General features: G+C 74.3%; 22 protein-coding genes and 1 pseudogene. 8 read left to right on the top strand and 15 right to left on the bottom strand.

Translation table 11 applies throughout. The features are described from left to right. Positions 1 to 203: 203 nt before the first annotated feature. The 7 genes from ACH4J0_RS28560 to ACH4J0_RS28530 all read right to left on the bottom strand — a co-directional run bounded on the left by ACH4J0_RS28560 (position 204) and on the right by ACH4J0_RS28530 (position 11,091). Positions 204 to 2,045: an ABC transporter family substrate-binding protein gene (locus tag ACH4J0_RS28560; RefSeq protein ID WP_396243489.1), complete on the bottom strand. Its 1,842-nt coding sequence runs from the start codon at positions 2,043 to 2,045 to the stop codon at positions 204 to 206. A 94-nt stretch (positions 2,046 to 2,139) separates the two neighbouring features. After that, positions 2,140 to 4,755 carry a SpoIIE family protein phosphatase gene (locus ACH4J0_RS28555; RefSeq protein ID WP_396243488.1) on the bottom strand — a complete coding sequence of 872 codons (2,616 nt, stop codon included), beginning with the start codon at positions 4,753 to 4,755 and terminating at the stop codon, positions 2,140 to 2,142. 232 nt (positions 4,756 to 4,987) lie between these two features. After that, complete coding sequence (locus ACH4J0_RS28550) at positions 4,988 to 7,720, bottom strand: SpoIIE family protein phosphatase (RefSeq protein WP_396243486.1); 2,733 nt, start codon at positions 7,718 to 7,720, stop codon at positions 4,988 to 4,990. A 139-nt stretch (positions 7,721 to 7,859) separates the two neighbouring features. Then, on the bottom strand, positions 7,860 to 8,306 hold the full coding sequence (locus ACH4J0_RS28545) for an NUDIX domain-containing protein (RefSeq protein ID WP_396243485.1): 447 nt from the start codon (positions 8,304 to 8,306) through the stop codon (positions 7,860 to 7,862). Between the two features lie 9 nt (positions 8,307 to 8,315). After that, the gene (locus ACH4J0_RS28540; protein ID WP_396243484.1) at positions 8,316 to 8,480 is read right to left on the bottom strand and encodes an SPOR domain-containing protein; all 165 of its coding nucleotides are present in this window, start codon (positions 8,478 to 8,480) and stop codon (positions 8,316 to 8,318) included. 192 nt (positions 8,481 to 8,672) lie between these two features. Further along, positions 8,673 to 10,118: a DUF4190 domain-containing protein gene (locus ACH4J0_RS28535; RefSeq protein ID WP_396243482.1), complete on the bottom strand. Its 1,446-nt coding sequence runs from the start codon at positions 10,116 to 10,118 to the stop codon at positions 8,673 to 8,675. A gap of 154 nt (positions 10,119 to 10,272) precedes the next feature. Next, positions 10,273 to 11,091 carry a methyltransferase domain-containing protein gene (locus ACH4J0_RS28530; protein ID WP_396243481.1) on the bottom strand — a complete coding sequence of 273 codons (819 nt, stop codon included), beginning with the start codon at positions 11,089 to 11,091 and terminating at the stop codon, positions 10,273 to 10,275. A gap of 177 nt (positions 11,092 to 11,268) precedes the next feature. Here ACH4J0_RS28530 and ACH4J0_RS28525 point away from each other — a divergent pair. Both ACH4J0_RS28525 and ACH4J0_RS28520 read left to right on the top strand, forming a co-directional pair. Continuing rightward, positions 11,269 to 12,431, top strand: a pseudogene (locus ACH4J0_RS28525) (dihydrofolate reductase family protein). A gap of 124 nt (positions 12,432 to 12,555) precedes the next feature. Further along, a complete protein-coding gene (locus ACH4J0_RS28520; protein ID WP_396243568.1) occupies positions 12,556 to 13,173 on the top strand; it encodes an HAD-IA family hydrolase in 618 nt (205 codons plus the stop codon). A 69-nt stretch (positions 13,174 to 13,242) separates the two neighbouring features. Here ACH4J0_RS28520 and ychF read toward each other — a convergent pair whose 3' ends face one another. Then, positions 13,243 to 14,316, bottom strand: coding sequence for a redox-regulated ATPase YchF (gene ychF, locus ACH4J0_RS28515; protein ID WP_396243480.1), 1,074 nt, complete (start codon positions 14,314 to 14,316; stop codon positions 13,243 to 13,245). 84 nt (positions 14,317 to 14,400) lie between these two features. After that, positions 14,401 to 14,793: a VOC family protein gene (locus ACH4J0_RS28510; protein ID WP_396243478.1), complete on the bottom strand. Its 393-nt coding sequence runs from the start codon at positions 14,791 to 14,793 to the stop codon at positions 14,401 to 14,403. 131 nt (positions 14,794 to 14,924) lie between these two features. Between ACH4J0_RS28510 and ACH4J0_RS28505 the strand changes: the two genes are divergently transcribed. After that, entirely contained in the window at positions 14,925 to 15,542 is a 618-nt protein-coding gene (locus ACH4J0_RS28505) for a DUF6542 domain-containing protein (protein ID WP_396243477.1), read from the top strand. A gap of 49 nt (positions 15,543 to 15,591) precedes the next feature. Here ACH4J0_RS28505 and ppgK read toward each other — a convergent pair whose 3' ends face one another. Then, the gene (gene ppgK / locus ACH4J0_RS28500; protein ID WP_396243476.1) at positions 15,592 to 16,338 is read right to left on the bottom strand and encodes a polyphosphate--glucose phosphotransferase; all 747 of its coding nucleotides are present in this window, start codon (positions 16,336 to 16,338) and stop codon (positions 15,592 to 15,594) included. 153 nt (positions 16,339 to 16,491) lie between these two features. Next, positions 16,492 to 17,466 carry a 4-hydroxy-3-methylbut-2-enyl diphosphate reductase gene (locus ACH4J0_RS28495; protein ID WP_396243474.1) on the bottom strand — a complete coding sequence of 325 codons (975 nt, stop codon included), beginning with the start codon at positions 17,464 to 17,466 and terminating at the stop codon, positions 16,492 to 16,494. 109 nt (positions 17,467 to 17,575) lie between these two features. Here ACH4J0_RS28495 and ACH4J0_RS28490 point away from each other — a divergent pair, with 109 nt between their 5' ends. After that, positions 17,576 to 18,934, top strand: a complete 1,359-nt coding sequence (locus ACH4J0_RS28490) for an APC family permease (protein WP_396243473.1) — start codon at positions 17,576 to 17,578, stop codon at positions 18,932 to 18,934. Between the two features lie 10 nt (positions 18,935 to 18,944). Further along, complete coding sequence (gene xseA / locus ACH4J0_RS28485) at positions 18,945 to 20,156, top strand: exodeoxyribonuclease VII large subunit (protein WP_396243471.1); 1,212 nt, start codon at positions 18,945 to 18,947, stop codon at positions 20,154 to 20,156. A gap of 6 nt (positions 20,157 to 20,162) precedes the next feature. Here the strand turns inward: xseA and ACH4J0_RS28480 are convergent, their stop codons facing one another. Next, entirely contained in the window at positions 20,163 to 20,651 is a 489-nt protein-coding gene (locus tag ACH4J0_RS28480) for a GNAT family N-acetyltransferase (RefSeq protein WP_396243469.1), read from the bottom strand. A 95-nt stretch (positions 20,652 to 20,746) separates the two neighbouring features. Here ACH4J0_RS28480 and ACH4J0_RS28475 point away from each other — a divergent pair, with 95 nt between their 5' ends. Together ACH4J0_RS28475 and ACH4J0_RS28470 are read left to right on the top strand one after the other, a co-directional pair. After that, entirely contained in the window at positions 20,747 to 21,013 is a 267-nt protein-coding gene (locus tag ACH4J0_RS28475; protein WP_396243468.1) for an exodeoxyribonuclease VII small subunit, read from the top strand. Between the two features lie 109 nt (positions 21,014 to 21,122). Beyond that, positions 21,123 to 21,725 carry a malonic semialdehyde reductase gene (locus tag ACH4J0_RS28470; RefSeq protein WP_396243467.1) on the top strand — a complete coding sequence of 201 codons (603 nt, stop codon included), beginning with the start codon at positions 21,123 to 21,125 and terminating at the stop codon, positions 21,723 to 21,725. A gap of 69 nt (positions 21,726 to 21,794) precedes the next feature. On the opposite strand, the gene ACH4J0_RS28465 is transcribed toward ACH4J0_RS28470, so the two are convergent. After that, positions 21,795 to 22,331, bottom strand: coding sequence for a DUF4245 domain-containing protein (locus tag ACH4J0_RS28465; protein WP_396243465.1), 537 nt, complete (start codon positions 22,329 to 22,331; stop codon positions 21,795 to 21,797). A 215-nt stretch (positions 22,332 to 22,546) separates the two neighbouring features. Between ACH4J0_RS28465 and glpX the strand changes: the two genes are divergently transcribed. Next, positions 22,547 to 23,587, top strand: coding sequence for a class II fructose-bisphosphatase (gene glpX / locus ACH4J0_RS28460; protein ID WP_355670922.1), 1,041 nt, complete (start codon positions 22,547 to 22,549; stop codon positions 23,585 to 23,587). Between the two features lie 148 nt (positions 23,588 to 23,735). Here the strand turns inward: glpX and ACH4J0_RS28455 are convergent, their stop codons facing one another. After that, positions 23,736 to 24,113 (bottom strand): WhiB family transcriptional regulator, encoded by a 378-nt coding sequence (locus ACH4J0_RS28455; protein WP_396243567.1) that lies wholly within the window; start codon positions 24,111 to 24,113, stop codon positions 23,736 to 23,738. Between the two features lie 315 nt (positions 24,114 to 24,428). After that, positions 24,429 to 25,199, bottom strand: coding sequence for a DUF1707 domain-containing protein (locus ACH4J0_RS28450; protein ID WP_396243464.1), 771 nt, complete (start codon positions 25,197 to 25,199; stop codon positions 24,429 to 24,431). Positions 25,200 to 25,302 lie beyond the last annotated feature (103 nt).

The raw sequence follows: 25,302 nt of genomic DNA, 5'->3' as shown, positions 1-25,302 counted from the left end.
GAATCGTGGGTTACGGCGGGCCCGGCCGCGAGACGCGCACTTGCGGCCCTCGGCCGCCGTCACCCGTTCCGCCTGCTACTACCGGTCCACCCGCCGGGCATCTGGACATGCCTCGGCTTTTCCCTATGGTACGGGGAAGCGCCCAAGGGGGCGGAAACGAGCAGGTCGGGCGGGACCAAGATCACAGCCGGGTCACGCCCGTTTCACTCCGTGACGGGTTCCCGGAGGGTCCAACCCACGTCCTGGAAGCGCGGCCACCCGAACCCGACCGGCCCGGCCCCGGCCACTCCGGTCCGCACCGCGACCAGCTCCGGCCGCTGGTACAGCGGGACGGAGTGGCCGAGCTGCCAGATCCGCACGTCCGCCTCCTGGAGCAGGTCCAGCCGGGCCGCCGGGTCGAGTTCGGCGGCCGCCCGGTCGAACAGCCGGTCGATCTCATCGGTGCCGCTGCGGCCGTAGTTGCCGTCCGCGGCGAGCGTGCCGTCGGCATCCGGCCGGGGCTTGGCGTACGCGGCGCGCTGCTCGGCGGCCGGGCTGGGGCCGACCGGCCAGGAGAACAGCGCGAGGTCGTAGTCCCCGACGGCCAGGTGGTCCTGGACGAAGGTCTCCGCGGGCGCGGTCCGCGGCTTCACCGCGATGCCGGACTCGGCGAGGTCGGCGGTGAGCGCGTCGGCGGTGCGCTGGGCGGTCGCCGAGCCGGCCGGGACGAACAGGGTGAGGGCAAGCTCCTCGCCCTTCTTGGTCCGGGTGCCGCCGCCCGACCGCTTCCAGCCGGCCTGGTCCAGCAGCTGCGCGGCGTCAGCCGGTCCGACGGAGCCGCTGTCGTCGCGGTAGCCCTCCTGGTCCCCGGCGAGCAGGTGGCTGCCGAGCGGGGCCCCGGGCAGCCCGAGCGGGCCGAGCGCGGCGTCGGCGATCCGGCGCCGGTCGACCGCCCGGGCCACGGCCCGCCGGACCGCCGGGTCGGTGAGCGGGCCGCGGGTGGCGTTGAGGGTGAGCTGGGTGAGCGAGGCGGCCGCCGCCCGGCGCACGGTGATCCCGGGCAGCGACTCGGCCCGCCGCAGCGCCAGCGCGGCGGCCTCGGGCGCGGCGGCGGGCGGCGCGGCCGGCTGCGCGGTTGGCGGCGCGGCCTGAGGGGCGGCGGCCGCCGAGGCACTGGCCGTGGGCGCGGGCGGCACCGCCCGGTCCACCGCCACGGTGATCGGGGCGACGTCCAGCCGGTTCTGGTCCAGCGCGTCCAGCCGCCGCTCGGGCGGCGTGGCCAGGAAGTCGATCCGATCGCTCTTCGGCAGGTCCCCCCACCAGAGCGGGTTGGCTTCCAGGGTGACCCGCCCGCCGGCGGCGTCGTACCGGGTGACGGCGTACGGCCCGGCGCTCAGGTGGCCGGTGCCGGTCAGCATCCGGTTGAAGGCGGTCGGCCCGGCCGTCTCGGCGGCCGGGTAGAGCGGCCCGAACAGCGCGCGCCACTCGCCGTACGGCCGCCGGAAGGTCACCTTGACCTCGTGCGGGTCGGCGCCCTGGGTGATCGTCTCGATGGCGTCGTAGCCGACCACCCGGCTGCCCTGGTAGGCCGGGTCCAGCCCGGACAGGGCGGCCTGCTGGGCGGCCAGGTCGGCGGCCGACAGCGGGGTGCCGTCGCTCCACACCGCGCGCGGGTTCAGCCGGTAGGTGACCACCTGGGGCTGCTGCCCGGGTGGGGTGGACTCGGCGCCGGCCAGGTAGTCCGGGTCGGGGACGAGCCGGCCGTGCCCGTCGGGCCGGAACAGCGAGGGGTACAGCGCGTGCGCGAGCAGCGTCGAGTCGGCGCTCGCCCCGCGCTGGTAGACGTTCAGCGTGGCCGGGACGCCGTCCAGCGCCCAGCGCAGCGTGCCGCCGTTCTGGACGGCGTCCCGGTCGGAAGGCCGGAGGTCCCCGGTGGTGACGGTGGGGTCGGCTGGGGCCGGGGCTGGCTCGGGACCGCGGACCGGGTCCGGGCCGTCGGAGCAGCCGCCGAGACCGGCGGCGAGCAGCAGCGCGACGGCTGCGGCGATGAGCTGGCGAACGCGCATGGCGGCCATGGAAGCCGCCCGCCCGACCGGGGCTCCGCCGACACGGCGGGCCACCGGGCTACTGCACCCGGACGGCCCAGGTCGCGATCGCGGGCTACAGCGCCAGCTCGAACCAGACGATCTTGCCCTTGGGCGTGCGCCGGCTGCCCCAGCGCTCGGCCAGCAGGCTGACCAGCTGCAGGCCGCGCCCGCCCTCGTCGGTCTCCTGGGCGCGCCGCTGCCGGGGCTGGGCGTAGCCGTCGTCCCAGACCTCGCAGACCATGCTGCGCTCGCGCAGCAGCCGCAGCCGGATCTCGCCCCGCCCGTGCTTGAGCGCGTTCGTGACCAGCTCGCTGACCAGCAGCTCGGTGGTGTCGACCAGCTCCTCCAGGCCCCGGGCGAGCAGCCAGCTGCAGGCCAGCTCACGCGCCTTGGCGACGGAGGTGGGCTCGGGCGGCAGGAACCAGTTGCCGACGGCGTCCTCGGGGAACGCGTGCACCTTGGCCATCAGCAGCGCGATGTCGTCCTCGCCGTGGTGCGGGTCCAGCTCGCCGAGGACGTGGTCGCAGAGGTCCTCCAGCCCCTTGCCGCGGTCGGCGAGCGCGGCCCGGAAGGCCCGCAGGCCCTCGTCGAGCTGGTGCTTGCGGCTCTCCACCAGGCCGTCGGTGTAGAGGCCGAGCACGGCGCCGTCCGGGAGGGTCAGCTCGACCTCCTCGAAGGGCTCGCCGCCGACGCCGAGCGGCAGGCCGGGCGGCACGTCGAGCATCCGGGCGGGCTCGCCCGGGCTGAGCAGGACGGGCGGCAGGTGGCCGGCGTTGGCGAACACGCAGCGGCGGGTGACGGCGTCGTAGACGGCGTAGACGCAGGTGGCCAGGTAGACCTCGCGGGCCTCCTCGTCGGCCGTCGAGGTGAGCCGGCCGTACGGGGTGGGCGGGCCGGCCGGGACGGAGTCGTCGCCGAGGCCGCGGGCGATCTCGTCCAGCGCGCCGAGCACCTCGGCCGGGTCGAGGTCGAGCATCGCCAGGGTCCGTACCGCGGTGCGCAGCTGGCCCATGGCGACGGCGGCGCGCAGACCGCGGCCCATCACGTCGCCGATGACCAGCGCGGTGCGGTTGCCGGGCAGCGGGATGACGTCGAACCAGTCGCCGCCGACCTCGGTGTTGTTGTTGCTGGGCAGGTAGCGGCAGGCGATCTCCAGGCCGCTGGCGGCCGGGTTGCCGGGGGGCAGCAGGCTGCGCTGGAGGATCAGCGCCCGCTCGTGCTCGCGGCGGTAGAGCCGGGCGTTGTCGATGCAGACGGCGGCGCGGGCCACCAGTTCCTCGGCGATCGCCACGTCGCGGGCGTCGAAGGGCTCGCTGCCGATCGCCCGGGAGAGCTGGACCAGGCCGAGCACCTGGTCGCGGGCGACCAGCGGGACGATCAGGGTGGAGCGCAGCAGCGGGTCGCGGCCGGGCTCGGGGACGACGCTGCGGCCGGTGCGCAGCGCCCGGGCGTGCGGCGAGCGGCGCGGGTAACAGAGGGTGCCGCCGGCCTCGGCGATCGGCAGGCCGGTGACCGAGCCGAGCACCGAGGAGGCGCCGCCGATCACGCTGGAGACGGCGACCCGGCGCAGTTCGCCGCTGCCGTCGGTGAGCACGGTGTCGCCGAGCCGGCCGGCGCTGGGGACGGTCTCGCCGGAGAGCAGCGCGGTGTACAGGTCGACGGTGGCGAGGTCGCAGAACGGCGGGACGACGACGTCGAGCAGTTCCTTGGCGGTGGTCTCCAGGTCGAGGGTGGAGCCGATGTGGGCGCTGGCCTCGTTGAGCAGGGCGAGGTTGCGGCGCACGCCGTCGGCCTCGCGCTCGGCGACGTGCCGGCTGGTGACGTCGGAGACCTGCCCGGCCACGCCCATCGGCTGCCCGGCCGTGCCGTTGAGCCGGTACAGCGAGACGGCCCACAGCCGGTTGCCCTCACGGGTCGGGACGACGCCGTGGAAGCGCAGGTCGAAGACGGGTTCGCCGGTGGCGAGGACCTTGCGCAGGGCGGCGGTGAGCCGGTCGGCCTCGGACGGCGGGAAGAGGTCGTGCGGGGTGAGGCCCTCCAGGTCGGTGGGGACGAGTCCCATGCCGGAGGCGAAGGAGTCGTTGACCCGCTGGAGCCGCAGCCGGTCGTCGAAGAGCACGAAGCCGGTGGGCGTCTGTCCGAAGACGGCCTCGGAGGCGGCGAGGTCGGTCTCGATCCGGCGCAGTCGGCCGAGGTCGACCGCCAGGCAGGTGGCGCCCGCGGTGGGCAGGGCGCTGTCGGGCATCAGGTAGAGCTCGGCGAGGCCCTCGCCGCCGCCGGCGTCCCGGTAGGGGGTGGTGCCGACCCACTCCTCGCCGGCCAGGGTGCGCTCCAGCCGGGTGCGGCCGCGCTGCCAGAGTTCGCGGGGGACGAAGGTGGTGATCGGGTCGGCGCCGACGGCCTCCGCGGCGGGTACGCCGAAGAACTCGGCGGCCCGCTCGCTCCACTGGCTGATCCGCCCGTCGGGGCCGATCGCGAAGGTGGCGACCCGGATGTAGTCGTAGATCGAGCCCGGGTCCCCGGCGCCCCACGGCCTGGCCCCCGCGTCGGGGTGGGCACCGCGGGCCGGCCCCGCGGGCCCGGTGCCCGGCGCGGCCGCCGGTGCGGGCAGGTGCGGGGAACCGGCCTGCCCGGGTACAGCGGCATGACCGCTGCTGCTCGGCGCGTTCCGCGCCGGTGTGCTGTTCAACGGACCGACCCCTCCAACCCGCGACCGTCCGGATGTCGAGAAGACCGAGTATTCATCATCGAGGGGTACGTTCACACGCCCTCAACATCACAACATCAGATCGGGCGAAGGTTTTTGTCCTACCGCTCGCGCAACCACAATGCCACGCCCGCGCCCCCTTCCGGAGCGCGCGCTCCCCCTGAGCGCCGGATGGCATATGCGGCACGGTTCTCCTGCGGCTCTACTCGCGTCGCTACTCGCTACCCGGCAGCGTGAGCTCGAACCAGACCACCTTGCCGATCCCCTCGGCCCGGGCGCCCCAGTGCAGTGCCAGCCGGTGGACCAGCTCCAGGCCCCGGCCGCCCTCGTCGGCCTCGGCCGCGTGGCGCTCCCGGGGCGGGTCCGGCAGCGGGTCGGAGATCTCGGCCAGCAGCGTCTCACCGAGCGTCAGCCGGACCCCGATCGGGGCGCTGGCGTACCGGACGGCGTTCGTGACCAGCTCGCTGACCAGCAGCTCGGCGGTGTCGGTGAGGTCCTCGACGCCCCACTCGGTGAGCGCCGAGCGGACCAGCCGGCGGGCCCGGGAGACGGCGGTGGGCTCGGCGGGCAGCGTCCAGCCGGCCGTCGGGGTGCCGGCTTGACCGTGCCCGAGCCGGGCCAGCAGCAGGGCGACGTCGTCCGGCTCGCGGCCCTGTTCCATGGTGTCGAGCACCGCCTCACAGGCGGCCTGGATCGAGGCGTGCGGCTCCTGGAGCACGGTGATCAGCCGGCCGAGGCCGACGTCGAGGTCCTTGTCCCGGGACTCCACCAGGCCGTCGGTGCACAGCGCGAGCAGGCTGCCCTCGGGGATCTTCAGTTCGACGGATTCGAACGGAACTCCGCCCACGCCGAGCGGGGCACCGGAGGGCAGGTCGAGGATCCGGCCGGTGCCGCCGGGCAGCGGGCCTCCGGTGCGGGTCGGTTCCCCTGTCTCCTCGCCCGGCGCCACCAGCACCGGCGGGATGTGCCCGGCCTTGGCCACCGTCAGCTTCGCCGTGCCCGGGTCGAAGACGGCGTAGACGCAGGTGGCGAGCAGCGCCTCGTCCGGGCCCTGGGCGAGGTCGTCGGCCAGCTCGTGGACGTGCCGCAGCAGGACGTCGGGCGGCAGGTCGAGGGCGGCCAGGACCCGTACGGCGGTGCGCAGCCGGCCCATGGTGGCGGCGGCCCGCAGGCCGTGGCCCATCACGTCGCCGACCACCAGCGCCGTACGGTCGCCGGGCAGTGGGATCACGTCGAACCAGTCGCCGCCGACCTCGGTGCCGCTGCTGCCGGGCACGTAGCGGTAGGCGACCTCGACGCCGGTGGGCTGGGGGACCTGCTGCGGGAGCAGGGTGCGCTGGAGGGTGAGCGCGGCGGTGCGCTCGCGCGCGTACAGCCGGGCGTTGTCCAGCGAGCTGCCGGCCCGGTCGGCGAGTTCGACGGTGAAGGCGAGGTCGTCGCGGTCGAAGCCCTCGCGGTAGCCGGCCCGGCTGACCAGCAGCAGGCCGATCACGATGCCGCGGGCACGCAGCGGGACGACCAGCATCGAGTGCACGCCCAGGTCGTGGGCGGCCTGCATCTTGGGGTCGCCGGGGTAGGTGACGTCGTCCAGCTGGTCGGCGCCGGAGAGCACCTCGGGCACGCCGGTGCGCAGCACCCGGCCGCAGGCGGAGTCCTCGGCGAAGGTGATCCGGGCACCGCGCCGGAGCATCACCTCCACCTCGGGGCCGTCCTGGACGGAGGCGGTGCCGAGCTGGAGCAGCGAGGTGCGCCGGTCGTGGCCGTGCCGGGGCAGGTCGTCGCCGTGGGCGACGGCCTGGAGCAGGATCACCGCGGAGTGGTCGGTGAGCCGGGGGACGACGGAGCCGGCGAGTTCCTGGGCGATCCGGGCGGCGTCCAGCAGGTCGCCGACCCGGGAGCCGAACTCGTTGAGCAGCGAGAGTCGGCGGCGGGCGTGCTCGACCTTGGCCACCGCCCGGTAACGCTCGGTCACGTCCATCACCGTGCCGGAGATGCCGAGCACCCGGCCGGAGCGGTCGGTCATCCGGCTGTACGAGATCGAGCGGTAGCCGGGCCGGGTGGTGACCGGGGAGGCGAGGGTGACGTCGATGACCGGCTCGCCGGTGGCCAGCACCTGGCGCTGGATCGCGGTGATCTCGTCGGCGGCCCGCTCGGGCAGGGTCTCGCCGGTGGTGCGGCCGACGTGGTCCTCCAGGGCGACGCCGTTCATCTCGGCCAGGGTCTGGTTGACGGCGGTGTAGCGCAGGTCGCCGTCCAGGATGGCGATGCCGAGCGGGGACTGCTCGAACAGCGCGTCGCGCACCGCGAGGTCCCGCTCGACGGCCCGGACGGCGGCCGCCTCCGCCAGGTTGACCTGGAGGAACGGGGTGCCGTCGCCGTCCGCCAGGAGGGAGATCCGGGCGTCCACGGCGACCGGCCGGCCGTCCCGGTCGCGCAGGTCGGCGTGACCCGCCCAGCGGCCGTTGCGCAGGGTGTCCTGGATCGCGGCCCGGATCCGGGCGACCTGCTCCTGGTCCGGGATCAGCTCGTCGATCCGGCGGCCGACCAGCAGCTCGCTCGGCCAGCCGAGCAGTTCCTCGGCGGCCGGGCTCCACAGCACCACCCGGCCCGAGGTGTCCAGGATCGCGATGGCGACCTTGAGCATGTCCAGCAGGCTGCCCCCGGGCGGCGCGCCGAGGCCGGGACCGGCGTCGGCCGGCCCGCCGGGGAAGGGACGGCTGGGACGGCTGCGCAGACCCGGCTGGACGCCGGACTCGGGAACGGCGAGGGTCGGCGCCGGCTGGACGGGCTGCCCGGTCCCGGGGGCGGCCTGTCCGCCGCGCCGACGGCCGGACGGCGGCTGCGGGGCGGCCGCAGGGGCGACGCGGCGCAGTCGGGCGCGGGCGGCGGCGCCTCCCGCAGTGCCTGCCCGCCGCGCTCCCCCGCCGCCGTTCCCGGTTGTCGACACCGACGGGGCCTCCGGCTCTGGTCGGGATCGGCGGCGCCGGCTGGGGCGGCGTCACCGATGGTGACGAATAGTGCCGAAAAGTGACATACCCAGCAGGACCCAGGCTATCCCGGCCGCAGGGTCGTCTTGTCCGATTGACCTATCTGGCGGCTTGCGCGTCGTCCGTCGGCGCGAGCAGTCCGGCGACGTGCGGGAGCACCTCGCGGTCGTGGTCGATCCAGTCCACCGAGTCCAGCTCCGCCGGTCCCAGCCAGCGCAGCTCGTCGTGGTCCGCGAGGGGGCTGGGCTCGCCGGCCAGCAGCTCGGCGGCCCAGAACCTCAGCTCCAGCCCCGGGCGCACGCTCCACGCGCCGGGCAGCCGCCGCAGTGCGCGCGCCCGTACGCCCAGCTCCTCCAGCAGTTCGCGCTCCAGCGTCTGCGCCTCGGTCTCCCCGGGCTCGGCCTTGCCGCCGGGGAACTCCCAGCGCCCGGCCACCGGGGCGGGCGCGCTGCGCCGGGCGGCGAGCACCCGGCCGTCGCGGATCAGCGCGCCGCCGACGACGATCCGCAGCGGGGTGGCGTCGGGGGTGGGGCCGGTCTGTTCCATGCCGCGACCCTACGGGGCGGGGTCGGCGGACTCGGACTCGACCCAGTACATCTGCTTGTGGCCGCGCGCCTCGAACTCGTCCGCCACGCGCCGCGCCTCGGCCTCGGCCAGGCCCTTGGCGACCAGGAAGCGGTTGCCGTTGTCGTCCTGCCGCATCACCCGGAAGGTGCCCATGCGGGGAGGGTACCGGGCCGCCCCGGCCGGCGTCCCCGGCTGTCCCCGGCCGGCGTGGGGGTCGGGCCGGGGACACCCGCTGACCCTACGGGTCGCACGCTACCGGCAGGTACGGGCGGTGTTAACGCTGCGTAACCGACGGACCGGCGGTGGAACCTGCGGACCGTCGGGACAGCGGACCGGCGGACCGGCTCAGGCCCGGAGGTCGGGCACCTGCTCGCCGGTGGACAGGCCGAGCGAGCGCCGGATCTCCACGTTGACCGGCACGGTCTTGGCGATCAGCGCCCGGACCCGGCGCAGGTCGCCCGACACGTCGTCGCCGGAGGCCACGGCGTCCCAGCCGGCGGCCGCCTGGGTCTGGGCCGCGGCCAGCTTGTCGACCTTCGGCTGGATGTCGGTCGGCCACTCGGCGGTCGACTTGCGCAGCGCGGCGGCCTCCGCCCGCGAGGCGGCGGCCATCCGCCGGGCCCAGGACCGGTACTCGGCCTCGGCGACGGCCACGTCCTTCTTCGGCTCGTCCGCGTAGACCGCGCCGAAGCCCCGGACGGCGTCCAGGTAGGCCAGCTGAACGGAGGTCAGGGCGCGGCGGTCGGTGCGGACCGTCCCCAGGTGCTGGTCGTCGCGGTCCTCGAAGGCGCAGGTGACGTACCGTTCGCCGGCCGCCCAGTTGCCCGCGCTCGGGTAGAGGTAGACGTCGTCCATGCCGTCCGGAACGGCCCACTGGTCCACCGCGTAGTCGTCGAGCACCGTGCGGCACAGCGTGGCGGCGCGCTCGCGCACGACGGTCGCGCCCGGGTACGGGCCGCCGCTGTCGGCGATCCCGGCGGTGCCGGCCACCTCGCCGTGGTGCGGGTCCGAGCAGGCCACCCGGCGCACCCAGTAGACCGTCTCGTCGCCGTTCTCGTCCGTCTTGCCGCTCACCCCGGGTGAGTTGTAGCAGTCCCCAGCCTTCAGCGCGGACCAGCGGACCGACCCGGCCGGGGGCTTCTGGGCGTACCCGCCGCCGCGCCCGTCCCGCGCGGAGCTGAAGTCCCCCGCGCCCAGGGCGAGCGACAGCAGCAGCGTGCCCACCACCCCGAGCACCAGACCGGTCACCGCCATGCCGCGGCCGCGCTGCCCGCGGCGGTTGATCTGGACCAGCGCGACGATCCCGAACACCAGGGCCACCGGCGAGAGCAGGCTCAGGCCGGTCGCCAGGGAGCCGACGGCGAAGCCGTTGGTACGCGGCTCCGGCTGCGGGTCGTACGGGTGGTACGGGCTCTGGGCGTACGGCGGGTACGGGTACGGGTTCGGGTCGGCGTCGGGGTTGGGGTTGGCGTACGGGTGGCCGGGCCGGAGGCCGGACCCGGCGGGGGGCGACACCGAGGCCCACCCGCCGGCGGGCAGCGGTGGGGGCGGCGGCTGGGGCGGGGCCTGCGACGAACCCGGGGCGGCCTGCGCGGGTCGCTCGGCCGGCGGGGCCCACGGGTCGGCGAGCTCCTTCGGCGCCGGAGCCTCCGAGGGCTCCGTGTCCTTCGAACCGGCGCTCTCGGCCTTCGGGTCCCCGGCCTCCAGGTCCTCGGCGTCCGGCTCCTTGCGGAAGTCCACCCGCGGGTCCGGCCCCGGAGCGGGGGGCAGCTCGGACTCAGGCTCGGACACGTGGACTCCCCCTGCCCGCCCGGGGCGGGCCGCGACTCGGCGTTTCGGCTTCGGCGCCGCCGCCCGGGCCGGGCGGGCCCGATGCGAACGGTCGCGCGACTTTACCTGATCTTTCCGAACGCCCGCCCGGGTGTCGGCGCCCCCGTCCGCCCGCTCAGACCCGGGCCAGGATCTCGCCGTGGATCATCGAGAACCATCCGTCCTCGGCGGCGCTCCACTCCCGCCAGCCCTCCGCGATCCGTTCCAGCTCGCCCCGGTCCGCGAAGCCCCGGTCCACCGCCGTCCTGCCGAAGGCCGTACCGGTCACCCGGTCCGCCCACATGCCGCCCCACCAGTCGCGCCGCTCGGGCGTCGCGAAGGTCCAGGTGCCGGCGCTCACGGTGACCTCGGTGAGGCCTGCCGCGCGGGCCCAGGACAGCAGCCGCCGCCCGGCGTCCGGCTCGCCGCCGTTGGCGCGGGCGGTCCGGCGGTACAGCTCCAGCCAGCGGTCCAGCGCGGGCGCCTCCGGGAACCAGGTCATCGAGGCGTAGTCGACGTCCCGGGCCGCGACCACCCCGCCGGGTGCCGTCACCCGGCGCATCTCGCGCAGCGCGGCCACCGGGTCGGCCACGTGCTGCAGCACCTGGTGGGCGTGCACCACGTCGAACTCACCGTCCCGGTAGGGCAGTCGGTGCACGTCCGCGAGTTCGAACACCACGTTGGACAGGCCGCGCCCGGCGGCGTACCCGGCGGCCTGCTCCAGTACCTCGGCGGAGGTGTCCACGGCCACCACCCGGCCGTCGGGGCCGACCAGCTCGGCCAGGTCGGCGGTGATCGTGCCGGGGCCGCAGCCCACGTCCAGCAGTGCCTGCCCCGGCCGCAGTCGGTCCAGCAGGTAGGCGGCCGAGTCGGCCGCGGTACGGGAGCGGTGCGAGCGCAGCACCGCCTCCTGGTGGCCGTGGGTGTAGGCGGCGGCAGGCTGCGGTGCGGGCATGTGGTCCCCCTGAGGCGTGGTCGGTCATCCGTTTCCGCGACGCCCCCGACGCTACGCCGCATCCCGCATGGCGAGAAGAACCGTCTCACATGGCGACCATCGGACGGACCGGCCGCACCCGGCCGCCGTACCGTGGAGGCGCCCGACCGAACGGCCCCGACAGAACGGTCCCCGCCCATGCCCGGCCCCGGCCAGCGCCCCTTCGTCCTGCTGAGCGCCGCCGTGTCGCTCGACGGCCACCTCGACGACGCCTCCCCCGACCGCCTGCTGCTCTCCAACGCCGCCGACTTCGACCGGGTCGACGAGGAGCGCGCGGCGGCCGACGCGATCCTGGTCGGCGGCAACACCCTGCGCGCAGACAATCCGCGGCTGCTGGTCAACGACCCCGCGCGCCGGGCCGCCCGGCTGGCGGCCGGGCGACCGGAGTACCCGCTGAAGGTGACGCTCAGCGCGAGCGGCGCCCTCGACGCCGGGCTGCGGTTCTGGCACACCGGCGGCGCGAAGCTCGCCTACACCACGGAGGCCGGCGCGGCCGTGCTGCGGCCCGGGCTCGACGGGCTGGCCGAGGTGGTCGCGCTCGGCGACTCGGTGGACCTCGGCGCGGTGCTGGACGACCTGGGCGCGCGCGGAGTGCGCCGGCTGATGGTCGAGGGCGGCGGCGGGGTGCACACCCAGTTCCTCGCCCGGGGGCTGGCGGACGAGCTCCAGCTGGCCGTCGCCCCACTGCTGGTCGGCCAGGCCGGGGCGCCGAGGTTCGTCCGCCCGGCCGCGTTCCCGGGCGGCCCGGCCCGGCGGATGCGGCTGCTGGAGGCACGTACGGTGGGCGACGTCGTCCTGCTCAGGTACGCCCCGAAGGAGCCCGCGCCGTGAACCGCCCCGTGACGAACGACCCGGCGAACGCCGACCTCGACCACCTGCGACGGGCCGTCGAACTGTCCCGTCGCTGCCCGCCCTCCGGGACGGCCTTCTCGGTCGGGGCGGTGATCGTCGGCGCCGACGGCCGGGTGCTGGCGGAGGGCTTCAGCCGGGAGACGGACGGGCACGACCACGCCGAGGAGGCAGCCCTGGCCAAGCTCCCGGCCGGCGATCCCCGGCTGCGCGGGGCGACCGTCTACAGCAGCTTGGAGCCCTGCGGGCAGCGCGCCTCCCGGCCGGTGCCGTGCGCCCGGCTGATCATCGCGGCGGGGGTGCCCCGGGTGGTGGTGGCCTGGCGTGAGCCGGACCTGTTCGTCACGGACTGCCAGGGCACGGCGCTGCTGGAGGCGGCCGGGGTCGAGGTGGTGGAGCTGCCGGAGCTGGCCGAGGAGGCCCGGGCGGTCAACGCCCACCTGCTCGGATGATCTTTTGTATCATTGAGAAACAAAGGGCTCGTCTTCGCCGACGCCTGCCGCCATTCTCCCTCCCCGGAGCCGCCCCGTGCCCGCCACCCCCGCCCGGTTCACCGCCCGCGCCCTCCTTCTCGACATGGACGGCACCCTGGTCAACTCCGACGCCGTGGTCGAGCGCTGCTGGAGCCGCTGGGCCGAGCGGCACGGCCTCGACCCCGTCGCGGCGCTCACCGTCGTCCACGGCCGCCAGGGCCACGCGACCATGGCCGAACTGCTGCCGGACCGCCCGGTCGAGGTCAATCTCGCCGAGAACGAGCAGATGCTCGCCGAGGAGCGCGCCGACACCGAGGGCGTCGTCCAGGTGCCCGGCGCCGACGCCTTCCTCGCCTCGCTGGCCGGCCTGCCGCACGCCCTGGTCACCTCCGCCGACCTGCCGCTCGCCCGGATCCGGATGGACGCCGCCGGCCTCCCGATGCCGCCCGTCCTGGTCACCGCCGAGTCCGTCGGCGCCAGCAAGCCCGACCCCGAGGGCTTCCTCAAGGGCGCCGCCGCCCTCGGCTTCGCCCCCGCCGACTGCCTCGCCTTCGAGGACTCCGGCGCCGGCATCGCCGCCGCCCGCGCGGCCGGCATGCGCGTCATCGGCATCGGACCCCGCGCCGCCGCCCACCGCCCCGACGCCCTCGCCCCCACCCTCGACGCCGTCACCGTCATCCCCGCCACCGACGGCACCCTGACCCTCACCGTCGAAGCCTGACCACGAACACCGAAGGGGCCGGACTTCCGAGCGGAAGTCCGGCCCCTTGAACGGGAGTTGCACTGCCGGTCAGACGTTGAAGCGGAACTCCACCACGTCGCCGTCCTGCATGACGTACTCCTTGCCCTCGATGCGGGCCTTGCCCTTGGCGCGGGCCTCGGCGGTGGAGCCGGCCTCGACCAGGTCGGCGAAGGCGATCACCTCGGCCTTGATGAAGCCCTTCTGGAAGTCGGTGTGGATGACACCGGCGGCCTCGGGGGCGGTGGCGCCCTTCTTGATGGTCCAGGCGCGGGTTTCCTTGGGGCCGGCCGTGAGGTAGGTCTGCAGGCCGAGGGTGTCGAAGCCGACCCGGGCGAGGGTGGCCAGGCCGGGCTCGTCCTGGCCCATGGACTGGAGCAGTTCGAGGGCCTCGGCGTCGTCGAGCTCGATCAGCTCGGACTCGATCTTGGCGTTGAGGAAGATCGCCTCGGCCGGGGCGACCAGCTCCCGCTGGGCGTTCTTGAACTCCTCGTCGGCCAGCTCGTCCTCGTCCACGTTGAAGACGTAGAGGAAGGGCTTGGCGGTCAGCAGGTGCAGCTCGCGGATCGGGGTGGTGTCGAAGCCGGCCTCGAAGAGGGTCTTGCCGGTCTCCAGGATCGCCTGCGCTGCCTCGGCGGCGGCCAGCACGGAGGCGGTCTCCTTCTTGAGGCGGGCCTCCTTCTGGAGTCGCGGCAGGACCTTCTCGATGGTCTGGAGGTCGGCCAGGATCAGCTCGGTGTGGATGGTCTCGATGTCGTCCTTGGGCGACACCTTGCCGTCCACGTGCACCACGTCCGGGTCGGTGAAGGCGCGCACGACCTGGCAGATCGCGTCCGACTCGCGGATGTTGGCGAGGAACTTGTTGCCCAGGCCCTCGCCCTCGCTGGCGCCGCGCACGATGCCGGCGATGTCGACGAAGTCGACGGTGGCCGGGAGGATGCGCTGCGAGCCGAAGATCTCGGCGAGCTTGGCCAGCCGCTCGTCCGGGACGCCGACGACGCCGACGTTCGGCTCGATGGTGGCGAACGGGTAGTTGGCCGCCAGCACGTCGTTCTTGGTCAGGGCGTTGAACAGGGTCGACTTGCCGACGTTCGGCAGGCCGACGATTCCGATCGTGAGCGACATGAAGCGCAGTCCCGTGGGCTTGGAGGAGTTGGGTCGGCACCGTACGGGCCGACCCCCAAGTCTACGGGCAGCGCTCCGTACGCCTCACGCCTCGGTCGGGGCCGGCAGCGGCTCCAGGAACTCCAGCCGGTTGCCCAGCTTGTCGGCGGAGTAGAAGCGGCGGTGGCCGGGGTGGTTGTCGTCCCAGGTCACCTCGTGGCCGTGCGCGGTGAGCCGCTCGGCCAGGGCGTCCAGCGAGCGGACCAGGATGCCCGGGTGCCCCTTGCGGGCCGGGCGGAAGTCCGGGGTGACGCCGAGGTGCACCTCGACGCCCCCGCCGCGGAACCAGCAGCCACCGCGGGCCGCCAGCACCGGCGGCTTCTGGAGTTCGGTCATGCCGAGCACGCCGGACCAGAAGGCCCGGCACTCGTCCTCGGCGCCGGCCGGGATGTCGAGCTGGAAGTGGTCGAGGCGTTCGAAGGTGAAGTCGGCGGTCATGCCAGTCCCCCTGGGCGGTCATCGGATGATCACGCACTCAGCCGCAGGTCAGCGTCTTGAGTGACGATCACAGGAGTACGCCATCCGAAGACACGGGACAAGGCCTGAACGGTCCATTACACAGTGTGGCGATGATCGGACCGTACGTTGGGCGGGTGGAGCAGAGCACCCGTACCCAGCCGCCAGGGCCCAGACGCCGTCCGCCGACCGGCGCGGCCCCGGCCGCCGTCCCCGGTCCCGGCCGGGCTCCCGAGAGCACCCGGGCCCCCGCCACTCCCCCCATCCGGCTGCGCCCGACGGCCGACCGGCCCACGGCGGCACGCCCGTCCGCACAGCGGCGGCTGCGGGTGTACGGGCGGCGCCGGACCGGCCGGCCGACCCGGCTGACCGCGATCGGCACCGGCGTGGCCGCGGTGCTGGCCACGCTCGCGGTGGCGGGTCTGGACCGGCTGCTCTCCGACGACCTCGGCTGGCTGTTCGGCCTCGGCTACCTGGCCGTCTGCTTCCAGCTGGCCGTCCGGGTCCGCTACGCCGACCTGCTGGCCGCCCCGATCAGCGGGCCGATCGCCTTCGCGCTGGCCCTGCTGCTGCTCGCGCCGGTCAGCTCCTCGGGCATCACCGCCCAGGTGGTGGCGCTGGCCACCGGGCTGGCGCTACGGGCCGGCTGGCTGTTCTCCGGAACCGGGCTGGCCGCGCTGATCGTGCTCGCCCGCTTCGTCGCCCAGCGCCGGATCCACCGCTCCCGCTGACCGTCCGGGCGCGGGGCCGCCGGCACGGGGCCGTGGGCACCGCGAGCGGTCAGCGCGCCGCCCGGGCCGCCGCCATGGCGGCCCCGACGATCCCCGCGTCGTTGCGCAGCTCCGCCGGCACCACCCTCGCCTCGCGGTCCTTCAGCAGCGGCAGGAAATTCTGGTGCTTGCGGCTCACCCCGCCGCCGATCACCACCAGCTGCGGCGAGAACAGCATCTCCACCAGGTCCAGGTACTCGTCGACCCGCCCGGCCCACTGCTCCCAGCTCAGGTCGTGCCGCTCCTTGGCCGCCGAGGAGGCCCGGCGCTCCGCGTCCTTGCCGCGCAGTTCCAGGTGGCCCAGCTCGGTGTTGGGCACCAGCGTGCCGTCGACGAAGAGCGCGCTGCCGATGCCGGTACCGAAGGTGAGCACCAGCACCACGCCCGGCTCGCCCCGCCCCGCGCCGTGCGCGGTCTCGGCGAGGCCGGCCGCGTCCGCGTCGTTGAGGACGGTCGCGGGCAGGTCCAGCGCCTCGCGGAACAGGCGCGCGGCGTCCAGCCCGATCCAGCCCTTGTCCACGTTGGCCGCGGTCCTGGTGTGGCCGCCGACCACCACGCCGGGGAAGGTCAGCCCGACCGGGCCCTGGTGGTCGAAGTGCCGGACCACCTCGCGGACGGCCGCGACCACGGCCTCGGGTTCGGACGGCTGCGGGGTGAGCACCTTGTGCCGCTCCTGGGCCAGCACGCCCCGGGCGAGGTCGACCGGGGCGCCCTTGATGCCCGAGCCGCCGATGTCCACGCCGAATACCGCCGTCATCGCTCCACCCTCCGCCGTCCGGCCGCGGACCGGTTCATCCACAGCCTGTGCATGAAACGCAGCCTGAAGGCACAAAGCTACGAGAGCCCGGGCGGGGGCGCACAGCAGGAGGACCCGGCGCCCGCACCGGGCGCCGGGTCCTCCACGGACGGCCTACAGCTTGCCCGCGGCCTCGGCGCGCAGGTCGCGGCGCAGTTCCTTGGGCAGCGAGAAGGTCAGGTGCTCCTCGGCGGTCTTGACCGTCTCCACCGTGTCGTAGCCGCGGGCGGCCAGGAACTCCAGCACACCGTCGACCAGGACCTCCGGCACCGAGGCGCCGCTGGTCAGGCCGACCGTGGTGACGCCCTCCAGCCAGGACTCCTGGATCTCCTCGGCGAAGTCGACCAGGTGGGCCGCCTTGGCGCCGTACTCCAGGCCGACCTCGACCAGGCGGACCGAGTTGGAGGAGTTCTTGGAGCCGACCACGATCAGCAGGTCGGTCTCCGGGGCCAGCTGCTTGACCGCGACCTGGCGGTTCTGGGTCGCGTAGCAGATGTCGTCGCTGGGCGGGCTGACCAGCGCCGGGAAGCGCTTCTTCAGCTCGCCGACGGTGGCCATGGTCTCGTCCACCGACAACGTGGTCTGGGACAGCCAGACGATCTTGGACTCGTCCCGCACCTGCACGTTGGCGACGTCCTCGGCCCCGTCCACCAGGTGGATCCGGTCCGGGGCCTCGCCCATGGTGCCGATGACCTCCTCGTGGCCCTCGTGGCCCACCAGCAGGATGTCGTAGCCCTCGTCGGCGAAGCGCACGGCCTCCTTGTGCACCTTGGTGACCAGCGGGCAGGTGGCGTCGACGGTGGCGAGCTTGCCGGCCCGGGCCTCGTCGTGGACGGCCGGGGCGACACCGTGCGCGGAGAACACGACGATCGAACCCTCGGGCACCTCCTCCGTCTCGTCGACGAAGATCGCGCCCTTCTTCTCCAGGGTCTGCACCACGTACTTGTTGTGGACGATCTGCTTGCGGACGTAGATGGGCGCCCCGTACTGCTCCAGGGCCTTCTCCACGGCGATCACGGCGCGGTCGACACCCGCGCAGTAGCCCCGGGGGGCGGCGAGCAGGACACGGCGCTGCGCGGTGTTGGACATGGCTCCATCGTACGGGCGACCGGGAGCCCCGACTCCCCCGGCAGGAAGCCGCGCCGATGGTGGGCACTTTCCGGTCGCAATGGAACCGCGATGCTCAAATGTGGTCTCTATGAGCGCTGTGATCGATCAGCCGACACCGAGCGGTCTTCGCCGCACCCTGGGCGTCCGCGATCTGATGGTCTACGGACTGCTGTTCATCGCCCCGATGGCCCCGGTCGGCGTGTTCGGCGTGCTGGACGCCAAGAGCCAGGGCGCCGTCGCCACCGTCTACCTGATGGCGACGGTGGCGATGGGCTTCACCGCCTTCTCGTACGCCCAGATGGTGCGCGCGGTGCCGCAGACCGGTTCGGTGTTCGCCTACGCCCGGGCCGGGCTGGGCGAGGCGCCCGGGTTCGTCGCCGGGTGGATGGCGATGCTGGACTACCTGCTGATCCCCGCGGTGGCCTACCTGTTCTCCGGCATCGCGCTGCACTCGCTGGTGCCGGGGGTCTCGCGCTGGCTGTGGACGGCGATCGCGGTGGTGGTGACCACGGCGCTCAACCTGATCGGGGTGCGGACGGCGGCCGCGGTGGGCTTCGCGGTGCTCGCGCTGGAGATCGCCGTACTGGTGGTGTTCGTGGCCGCGGCGGTGGTGGTGCTGGCGCAGGACGGCGCCCGGCGCGGCTGGGAGACCCCGTTCACCGCCGTCGGGGACTTCTCGCTCAGCGCGGTGCTCTCCGCGGTCTCCGTCGCGGTGCTCTCCTACCTGGGCTTCGACGCGATCGCGACCTTCGTCGAGGAGGCGGTCGGCGCCTCCGCCGCGGTGGCCCGGGCGGTGCTGTGGTGCCTGGCGCTGGCCGGGGCGCTGTTCATCGCCCAGACCTACCTGGCGGCGGTGCTGGAGCCGACCGCCCCGCAGCAGCTGGCCGCCGATCCGGCCGCCCAGGGCTCGGCCTTCTACGACACGGTGGAGAGCGGCATCGGCCACTGGCTGCACGTGCTGGTGGCGGCCGGCAAGGCGATCGGCGCGGCCTTCGCGGCGCTGGCCGGGCAGGCGGCGGCCGGGCGGCTGGTCTTCGCGATGGGCCGGGACGGGCGGCTGCCGCGCGTGCTCGGCGCGGTCGACCCGGGCAGCGCGGTGCCGCGCCGGGCGCTGCTGACCGCCGCGGTGATCACCATGGCGGCGGCCGTGTGGGCGGCCGACCGGGACGACGGGCTGGACCAACTGACCTCGGTGGTGAACATGGGCGCGCTGACCGCCTTCGCGCTGCTGCACGCCTCGGTGATCGGCTGGTACACCGTCCGGCACGGCTCGCGGGACCGGCTGCGCCACCTGGTCGTCCCGGTGCTGGGCATCGCGGTGATCGGTGCGGTGGTCTACGAGGCCTCGACGACGGCGCAGCTGGTCGGGCTGGTCTGGCTGGCCGTCGGCCTGGTGGTGCTCGGCGTCCAGGGCGGCGCGGCGAACGGTGTCGGCGGGCGCCGCTAGCCTCGTACGCATGGCCAACACCAGCTCCCCCGAAGCCCCGCTCCCGGTCGGCAAGGTCTCCGCGCTGATCGGCGGCTGGATCGACCGGCTCGGCGCGGTGTGGGTCGAGGGGCAGATCACCCAGCTCAGCCGCCGCCCCGGGGCGGGCGTGGTGTTCCTGACCCTGCGTGACCCGCAGGCCGACGTGTCGCTCACGGTGACCTGTTTCCGCAAGGTGTTCGACGACGTCGCGGACGTGGTGCAGGAGGGCGCGCGGGTCGTCGTGCACGCCAAGCCCGAGTGGTACGCGGCCCGCGGGCAGCTGTCGATGCGGGCCTCGGAGATCCGGCCGGTGGGCCTGGGCGAGCTGCTGGCCCGGCTGGAGCAGCTGAAGCGGCGGCTCGCCGGGGAGGGCCTGTTCGCGGTCGAGCGCAAGCGGCGGCTGCCCTTCCTGCCGCAGTGCGTCGGGCTGGTCACCGGGCGCGGCTCGGCGGCCGAGCGCGACGTGCTGGAGAACGCCCGGCGGCGCTGGCCGGCCGTGCGCTTCGAGGTGCGCAACGTCCCGGTGCAGGGGGTCAGCGCGGTCGAGCGGGTGAGCACGGCCGTCCGTGAGCTGGACGAGCACCCCGAGGTGGACGTGATCATCGTGGCCCGGGGAGGCGGCAGCGTGGAGGACCTGCTGCCGTTCTCGGACGAGGGGCTGGTGCGGCTGGTCGCGGCCGCCCGTACGCCGGTGGTCAGCGCGATCGGACACGAGCCGGACCAGCCGCTGCTGGACTTCGTCGCCGACCTGCGTGCCTCCACCCCGACCGATGCCGCCAAACGGGTGGTTCCGGACGTCGGCGAGGAGCTGGCCAAGGTACGCCAACTGCGCGACCGCGCCCGCCGGCACGTGCAGGCCCGGGTCGAGCGCGAGCAGCACGGGCTGGACGGGCTGCGCAGCCGCCCGGCGCTGGCCGCCCCGCACCGGATGCTGGACGGGCGCGGCCAGGAGGTGGAGGGCCTGCTGGAGCGGGCCCGGCGCACCCTGCGGCACCGGCTGGACCACGCCCAGAGCGACCTCGGACACACCCTGGCCCGGGTGGTCGCGCTGTCCCCGGCGGCCACCCTGGAGCGCGGCTACGCGGTGCTTCAGCGGGGCGACGGCACGGTGGTGACGGACCCGGCGCAGGTCGCGGCCGGGGAGGAGTTGCACGCCCGGGTGGCGGGCGGTGGCTTCGACGTGGCCGTGGCGGGCGGCTGACCCGAGTCAGTGGGACCGCTGCCGGGAGAGCGCGATCGAGTGCTCCCCGAAGCCGAGGCTGCGGTAGAGCGCCTCGCCGCCGCTGCTGGCGTGCAGGTCGATCCGGCCCGCCCGGCGGTCGTCGAACCAGTGCAGCAGCGCCTCGGTGCAGGCCCGGGCGTAGCCGCGCAGCCGGTGGTCGGGGTCGGTGCAGATGTTGAAGACGAAGCCGAATAGGCCATCCGGGTTGCCGGGCGAGGGCAGCCGTTCCTCCAGGGTGCCGACGGCGCAGGCGGCGAGCCGGCCCGGCCGCCGCGGGTCGTCGACGACGAAGGAGGGCATGGTCAGCTCCTCGGCCGGGACGGCCAGGCGCTCGCGCAGCATCCGCTCGGCGGCGTCCTGCCAGGGTCCGGGGCCGTCCACGGCGGCCGTGCTCGGCATCGCCTCGAACATCAGGTTGCGCAGCCGGACGAGTTCGGGGGCGTCGGCGGGGACGGCGGGTCGGACCTCGGTCATGCGGCGGAGGCTAGCGCCGCCGGTCCGCCGGGCGCACCCGCATGACGGGTCGCGCGGGGGCCGTCCTGTCGGCACCAGCCCCTACGCTGGCTCGCATGGCAGAGCAGCAGGAACAGCAGGAGCAGCAGGACGCGACGGCGCCGACCCCGGACGACGCGCTGGGCTACGAGCACGCCCGGGACGCGCTGCTGGACGTGGTCCGGCAGCTGGAGAACGGCGGGATCTCCCTCGAGGAGTCGCTGGCGCTGTGGGAGCGCGGCGAGCAGCTGGCGAAGGTGTGCCAGCGGTGGCTGGACGGCGCCCGGGCCCGGCTGGACGCGGCGCTGGCCGCCGAGGAGGGCGCGCCCCCGGCCGGGGAGTGAGGCGGGTCACACTCCCTTGGGGAATCGTTGAATCTTCACCTATGTTGGAGGGACTGATCGGCCGCGCCGGTCACACCGACGAACCCCCTCCCGCATGAGGTGCAGAAGCATGACCACCGACGCCCTGGTACTCGACGCCGCCGCGCAGGACCTGCTGTTCCGCGAGGCCCGCACCGCGAACACCTTCACCGACGAGCCGGTCACCGAGGAGCAGGTCCAGGCCATCTACGACCTGGTCAAGTACGGCCCGACCGCCTTCAACCAGCAGCCCCTGCGCGTCGTCCTGGTCCGCTCCGCCGAGGGCCGCGAGCGCCTCGTCCAGCACCTGGCGGACGGCAACAAGGCCAAGACCGCCGCCGCCCCGCTGGTCGCCATCCTGGCCGCGGACAACGAGTTCCACGAGGAGCTGCCGACCCAGTTCCCGCACTTCCCGCAGGCCAAGGACGTGTTCTTCTCGGAGCGCGCCGTCCGCGAGCAGTCCGCCAAGCTGAACGGCGCCCTCCAGGCCGCCTACTTCATCATCGGCGTGCGCGCCGCCGGCCTGGCCGCCGGCCCGATGACCGGCTTCGACGCCGAGGGCATCGACAAGGAGTTCTTCGGCGACGGCGACCACTCGGTGCTGGCCGTGGTCAACATCGGCAAGCCTGGCGACGACGCCTGGTTCCCGCGCTCCCCGCGCCTGGAGTACGACCAGGTCGTCACCACGGTCTGATCGCTCCCCGCGACGACGAAGGGCCCGCACCGGTTCGTCCGGTGCGGGCCCTTCCACGCGTACGGGCGACTACTTGAGCGCCTGGGCCAGCTCGGCCAGCTCCTCGTAGGAGGCGGTGCCGGTGACCAGGGTGGTCGCCGAGCCGCTCTGGGTGGTCAGCGCGCGGGCCTTGTCGCCCTGCACCCGCTCCCAGGCGTGCCCGGCGGCGTCCGAGGTGCCGTCCGGCTGGGCGCCCGCGACCTTGTCGGCGAGCAGCTTGTCGCGCGGGACGTCGGCCTGCTCGACCGCCGCGTACTGGCCGGAGGGCGTCACGAAGCCCAGGTGCCAGGCGTTGCCCCTGCCGTTGTTGAGGTCGGCCGGCGTGTAGTTGACCGAGGTCGCCCGCCACTTGTCGGACAGCCCGTCCGGGGACAGCAGCGGGTAGGGCGCGGCGCGCTTCGCCGAGACCGCCGCCACCTTGTACTCGACCACGTGCACCGGGTCGCTGTTCGCGTCGTGCGGGAGGAACAGGTAACCGACCCACACCACGAAACCGACCGCCAGCATCGACAGGACCATGTCCCGTACGGTCTGCCGACCCCTCATGCCCTTGCTCTCTGCAGCCACCCCCTCATGGTGACTCATCCACGTTCCGGCAGGACCACCCGGGGTGTGCACGTACGGGTGAAGCCGGACGAAACGGTGGTTTCCGCGACAGGGTGGCGACCCGCGCCACAGACAGTCATCTCGTGGGCAGATACGATCGCATCACCCTCACCACGGCGTTCGACCAGGCAGTAGTCGGGCGCTCACTGGCCGTCGCGTACAGAGAGGTAACGACGATGACCACGCAGTACCCGCACCACCTTCCCAGTGCCCTGGAGGTCGCGCCCGAGGCTCCGGACCGGAACCTCGCGCTCGAGCTCGTCCGGGTCACCGAGGCGGCAGCGATGGCCGCCGGCCGGTGGGTCGGCCGGGGCGACAAGAACGGCGCCGACGGTGCCGCCGTCAAGGCGATGCGCACCCTCGTCTCGACCGTCTCGATGAACGGCGTGGTCGTCATCGGCGAGGGCGAGAAGGACGAAGCCCCGATGCTCTACAACGGCGAGCGGGTCGGCGACGGCACCGGCGCCGAGTGCGACGTCGCGGTCGACCCGGTGGACGGCACCACGCTGACCGCCAAGGGCATGAACAACGCGGTGGCCGTGCTGGCCGTGGCCGACCGCGGCACCATGTTCGACCCCAGCGCCGTGTTCTACATGGACAAGCTGGTGGCGGGCCCGGAGGCCGCCGAGTTCGTCGACATCACCGCCCCTGCGGCCGTCAACATCCGCCGGGTCGCCAAGGCCAAGGGCAGCGCCGTCGAGGACGTCACCGTGGTCGTGCTCGACCGCCCGCGCCACGACGGCCTGGTCCGGGAGATCCGCGAGGCGGGCGCCCGGATCAAGTTCATCTCCGACGGCGACGTGGCCGGCGCCATCATGGCCGCCCGCGAGGGCACCGGTGTCGACCTGCTCATGGGCGTCGGCGGCACCCCGGAGGGCATCATCGCGGCCTGCGCGATGAAGTGCATGGGCGGCGTGATCCAGGGCCGACTGTGGCCCAAGGACGACGCCGAGCGGCAGAAGGCCCTCGACGCCGGGCACGACCTGGACCGGGTGCTCACCACCGACGACCTGGTCAGCGGCGAGAACGTGTTCTTCGTCGCCACCGGCATCACCGACGGCGAGCTGCTGCGCGGCGTGCACTACCGCTCGGAGACCGCCACCACCAGCTCGCTGGTGATGCGCTCCAAGAGCGGCACGATCCGCGAGATCAACTCCGTCCACAAGCTGTCGAAGCTGCGGGCCTACAGCGCGATCGACTTCGACCGCGCCAACTGACCCGGCCCCGACCGGCTCACCTCGCGGCCTCGGCGGAATCCCCCTCCGCCGAGGCCGCGAGGCGTATCCGGCCGACCGCCGGGGCCGTGCCGGCCTGTTCTCCGGGTCGCCCTTCGGCCCCGCCCCCGGCCCGGTCTTCGACCCGCCGTCAACCGGCTATCCGACGACCGGCCGTGGCCACCCGGGCCGCCTCACGCAGCTCCGCGTCCCGGCGGCGCCGCCGGGCCAGCACCACCCGCCGCTCGGCGGCCGTCAGCCCGCCCCAGACCCCGTACGGCTCCGGCTGGGCCAGCGCGTGCTCGCGGCACTCCAGCAGCACCGGGCAGCGGGCGCACACCTGCTTGGCCTGCTCCTCGCGGGAGAGCCGGGCCGCCGTCGGCTCCTTCGAGGGCGCGAAGAACAGCCCCGCCTCGTCCCGCCGACAGGCCGCACCGGTGTGCCACGGATTGTCCTCACCCGCGGCCGTGCCCGCCGTGCCGCCCGGGGGCTGCGGCTGGGGGCGGACGGCCGGACGACGCTCCAGCAACTGGGCGGCGGCGACGGGCGAGGTGGTGCGGGACTCGATCGGATGCAGCACGGCCGTACTCCTGACGAGGCTCTCGGACACGGGGGAACCCCGCTCCCCCGCCCGGCTGCGAGCCCCCGCTGTCCAACGCCCGGGACGGCCACGGGGCCGCCTCCGGTGCACAGCCGTACGGGAAGCGATGTGCGGAAGGAACTACCCCACCCGGCCGCGATTCATGCACACTGCACGCAATCGACTACGGAGTGCACCGGACACAACGCCGAGTGCCCGGCCGGGAGTTGATCCCCGGCCGGGCACTCGACAGGTCAATCAGGGCTATTCCGCGCCGAGTTGCTTGCGCACCCACTCCTTGAGCTTCTTGCCCCGGCGCGGCTTGGCGTTGCAACCGCCGAACAGGGCAACGCCCTTGACCCGCACGACCGGAGCGTACGGGTCCGCCGCGGTCTGCTCCCGGACGTCGAAGCCGCCGAAGATGCCGACCCCCGAGCCGAGCAGGCTCACGTTCTCCGGCACCCGGATCTCCACCCCGCCGAAGATCGCGGTCACCGTGATCTCCACCTCCGGGGACTCGAACACGGCGTCCGTGAGGTCGATGTCCACCCCACCGAACGCCGTGAAGGCCGTCAGGTGCGAGCCGACCCGCCAGCGGCCCTTGCGGGCCGCGCCACCGAAGATCGCCACCACGGACGGGGCCTCCTGCCGCGCGGGCGGCAGCGGCCTGGCCGGCGCGGTGGCGGGCTCCCCGGCGCCCAGCGGCGGCTTGTCGAAGGACACCGAACGGTGGGCGGGAAGGTCCCGGGTCAGCGGGACCAGGTCGCCGAAGGTCTTGGCGGCGTACGCGGCCCCGATCCGCTCCGCGTGCTCCTCCGCGTCCAGGCGCCCCTCCGCGTAGGCGTCCCGCAGCAGCTCCGCGATCCGCTCGCGGTCGGCGTCCGAGACCCGCATCTCGGCGTCCGCCACCGGGGCGGTCGACGGCCGCGGCGCGGCCACCGGCTGGGACTGCGGCGTGAGTTCGGGCTTGGTCAGGGGCACGGGCGCCGGCACCGGCGGCTGCCCCGGGTCGTCCTGCGACGGCGAGTTGTCCACGGCCCAAGCCTAGTCCTGTCTTTCGCAGGTGCTTCGTTGAGGTGATTCGGCACGGAGGCGGTGTCCGGAGCGGGTCGTGGAGCGTTGATGGTGACGTGCCTGT

It is taken from the genome of Kitasatospora sp. NPDC017646, from assembly GCF_044329365.1.
In the GTDB taxonomy this organism is placed as follows: Bacteria; Actinomycetota; Actinomycetes; order Streptomycetales; family Streptomycetaceae; genus Kitasatospora.
This window is presented reverse-complemented; position numbering and strand designations above follow the sequence as displayed.

Bases quoted from the DNA above. Each gene is read 5' to 3' on its own strand.
- ACH4J0_RS28560 (WP_396243489.1), bottom strand. From the start codon at position 2,045: ATGCGCGTTCGCCAGCTCATCGCCGCAGCCGTCGCGCTGCTGCTCGCC.
- ACH4J0_RS28545 (WP_396243485.1), bottom strand. From the start codon at position 8,306: ATGGAACAGACCGGCCCCACCCCCGACGCCACCCCGCTGCGGATCGTC.
- ACH4J0_RS28540 (WP_396243484.1), bottom strand. From the start codon at position 8,480: ATGGGCACCTTCCGGGTGATGCGGCAGGACGACAACGGCAACCGCTTC.
- ACH4J0_RS28530 (WP_396243481.1), bottom strand. From the start codon at position 11,091: ATGCCCGCACCGCAGCCTGCCGCCGCCTACACCCACGGCCACCAGGAG.
- ACH4J0_RS28520 (WP_396243568.1), top strand. From the start codon at position 12,556: ATGGACGGCACCCTGGTCAACTCCGACGCCGTGGTCGAGCGCTGCTGG.
- ychF (WP_396243480.1), bottom strand. From the start codon at position 14,316: ATGTCGCTCACGATCGGAATCGTCGGCCTGCCGAACGTCGGCAAGTCG.
- ACH4J0_RS28510 (WP_396243478.1), bottom strand. From the start codon at position 14,793: ATGACCGCCGACTTCACCTTCGAACGCCTCGACCACTTCCAGCTCGAC.
- ACH4J0_RS28505 (WP_396243477.1), top strand. From the start codon at position 14,925: ATGATCGGACCGTACGTTGGGCGGGTGGAGCAGAGCACCCGTACCCAG.
- ppgK (WP_396243476.1), bottom strand. From the start codon at position 16,338: ATGACGGCGGTATTCGGCGTGGACATCGGCGGCTCGGGCATCAAGGGC.
- ACH4J0_RS28495 (WP_396243474.1), bottom strand. From the start codon at position 17,466: ATGTCCAACACCGCGCAGCGCCGTGTCCTGCTCGCCGCCCCCCGGGGC.
- ACH4J0_RS28490 (WP_396243473.1), top strand. From the start codon at position 17,576: ATGAGCGCTGTGATCGATCAGCCGACACCGAGCGGTCTTCGCCGCACC.
- xseA (WP_396243471.1), top strand. From the start codon at position 18,945: ATGGCCAACACCAGCTCCCCCGAAGCCCCGCTCCCGGTCGGCAAGGTC.
- ACH4J0_RS28480 (WP_396243469.1), bottom strand. From the start codon at position 20,651: ATGACCGAGGTCCGACCCGCCGTCCCCGCCGACGCCCCCGAACTCGTC.
- ACH4J0_RS28475 (WP_396243468.1), top strand. From the start codon at position 20,747: ATGGCAGAGCAGCAGGAACAGCAGGAGCAGCAGGACGCGACGGCGCCG.
- ACH4J0_RS28470 (WP_396243467.1), top strand. From the start codon at position 21,123: ATGACCACCGACGCCCTGGTACTCGACGCCGCCGCGCAGGACCTGCTG.
- glpX (WP_355670922.1), top strand. From the start codon at position 22,547: ATGACCACGCAGTACCCGCACCACCTTCCCAGTGCCCTGGAGGTCGCG.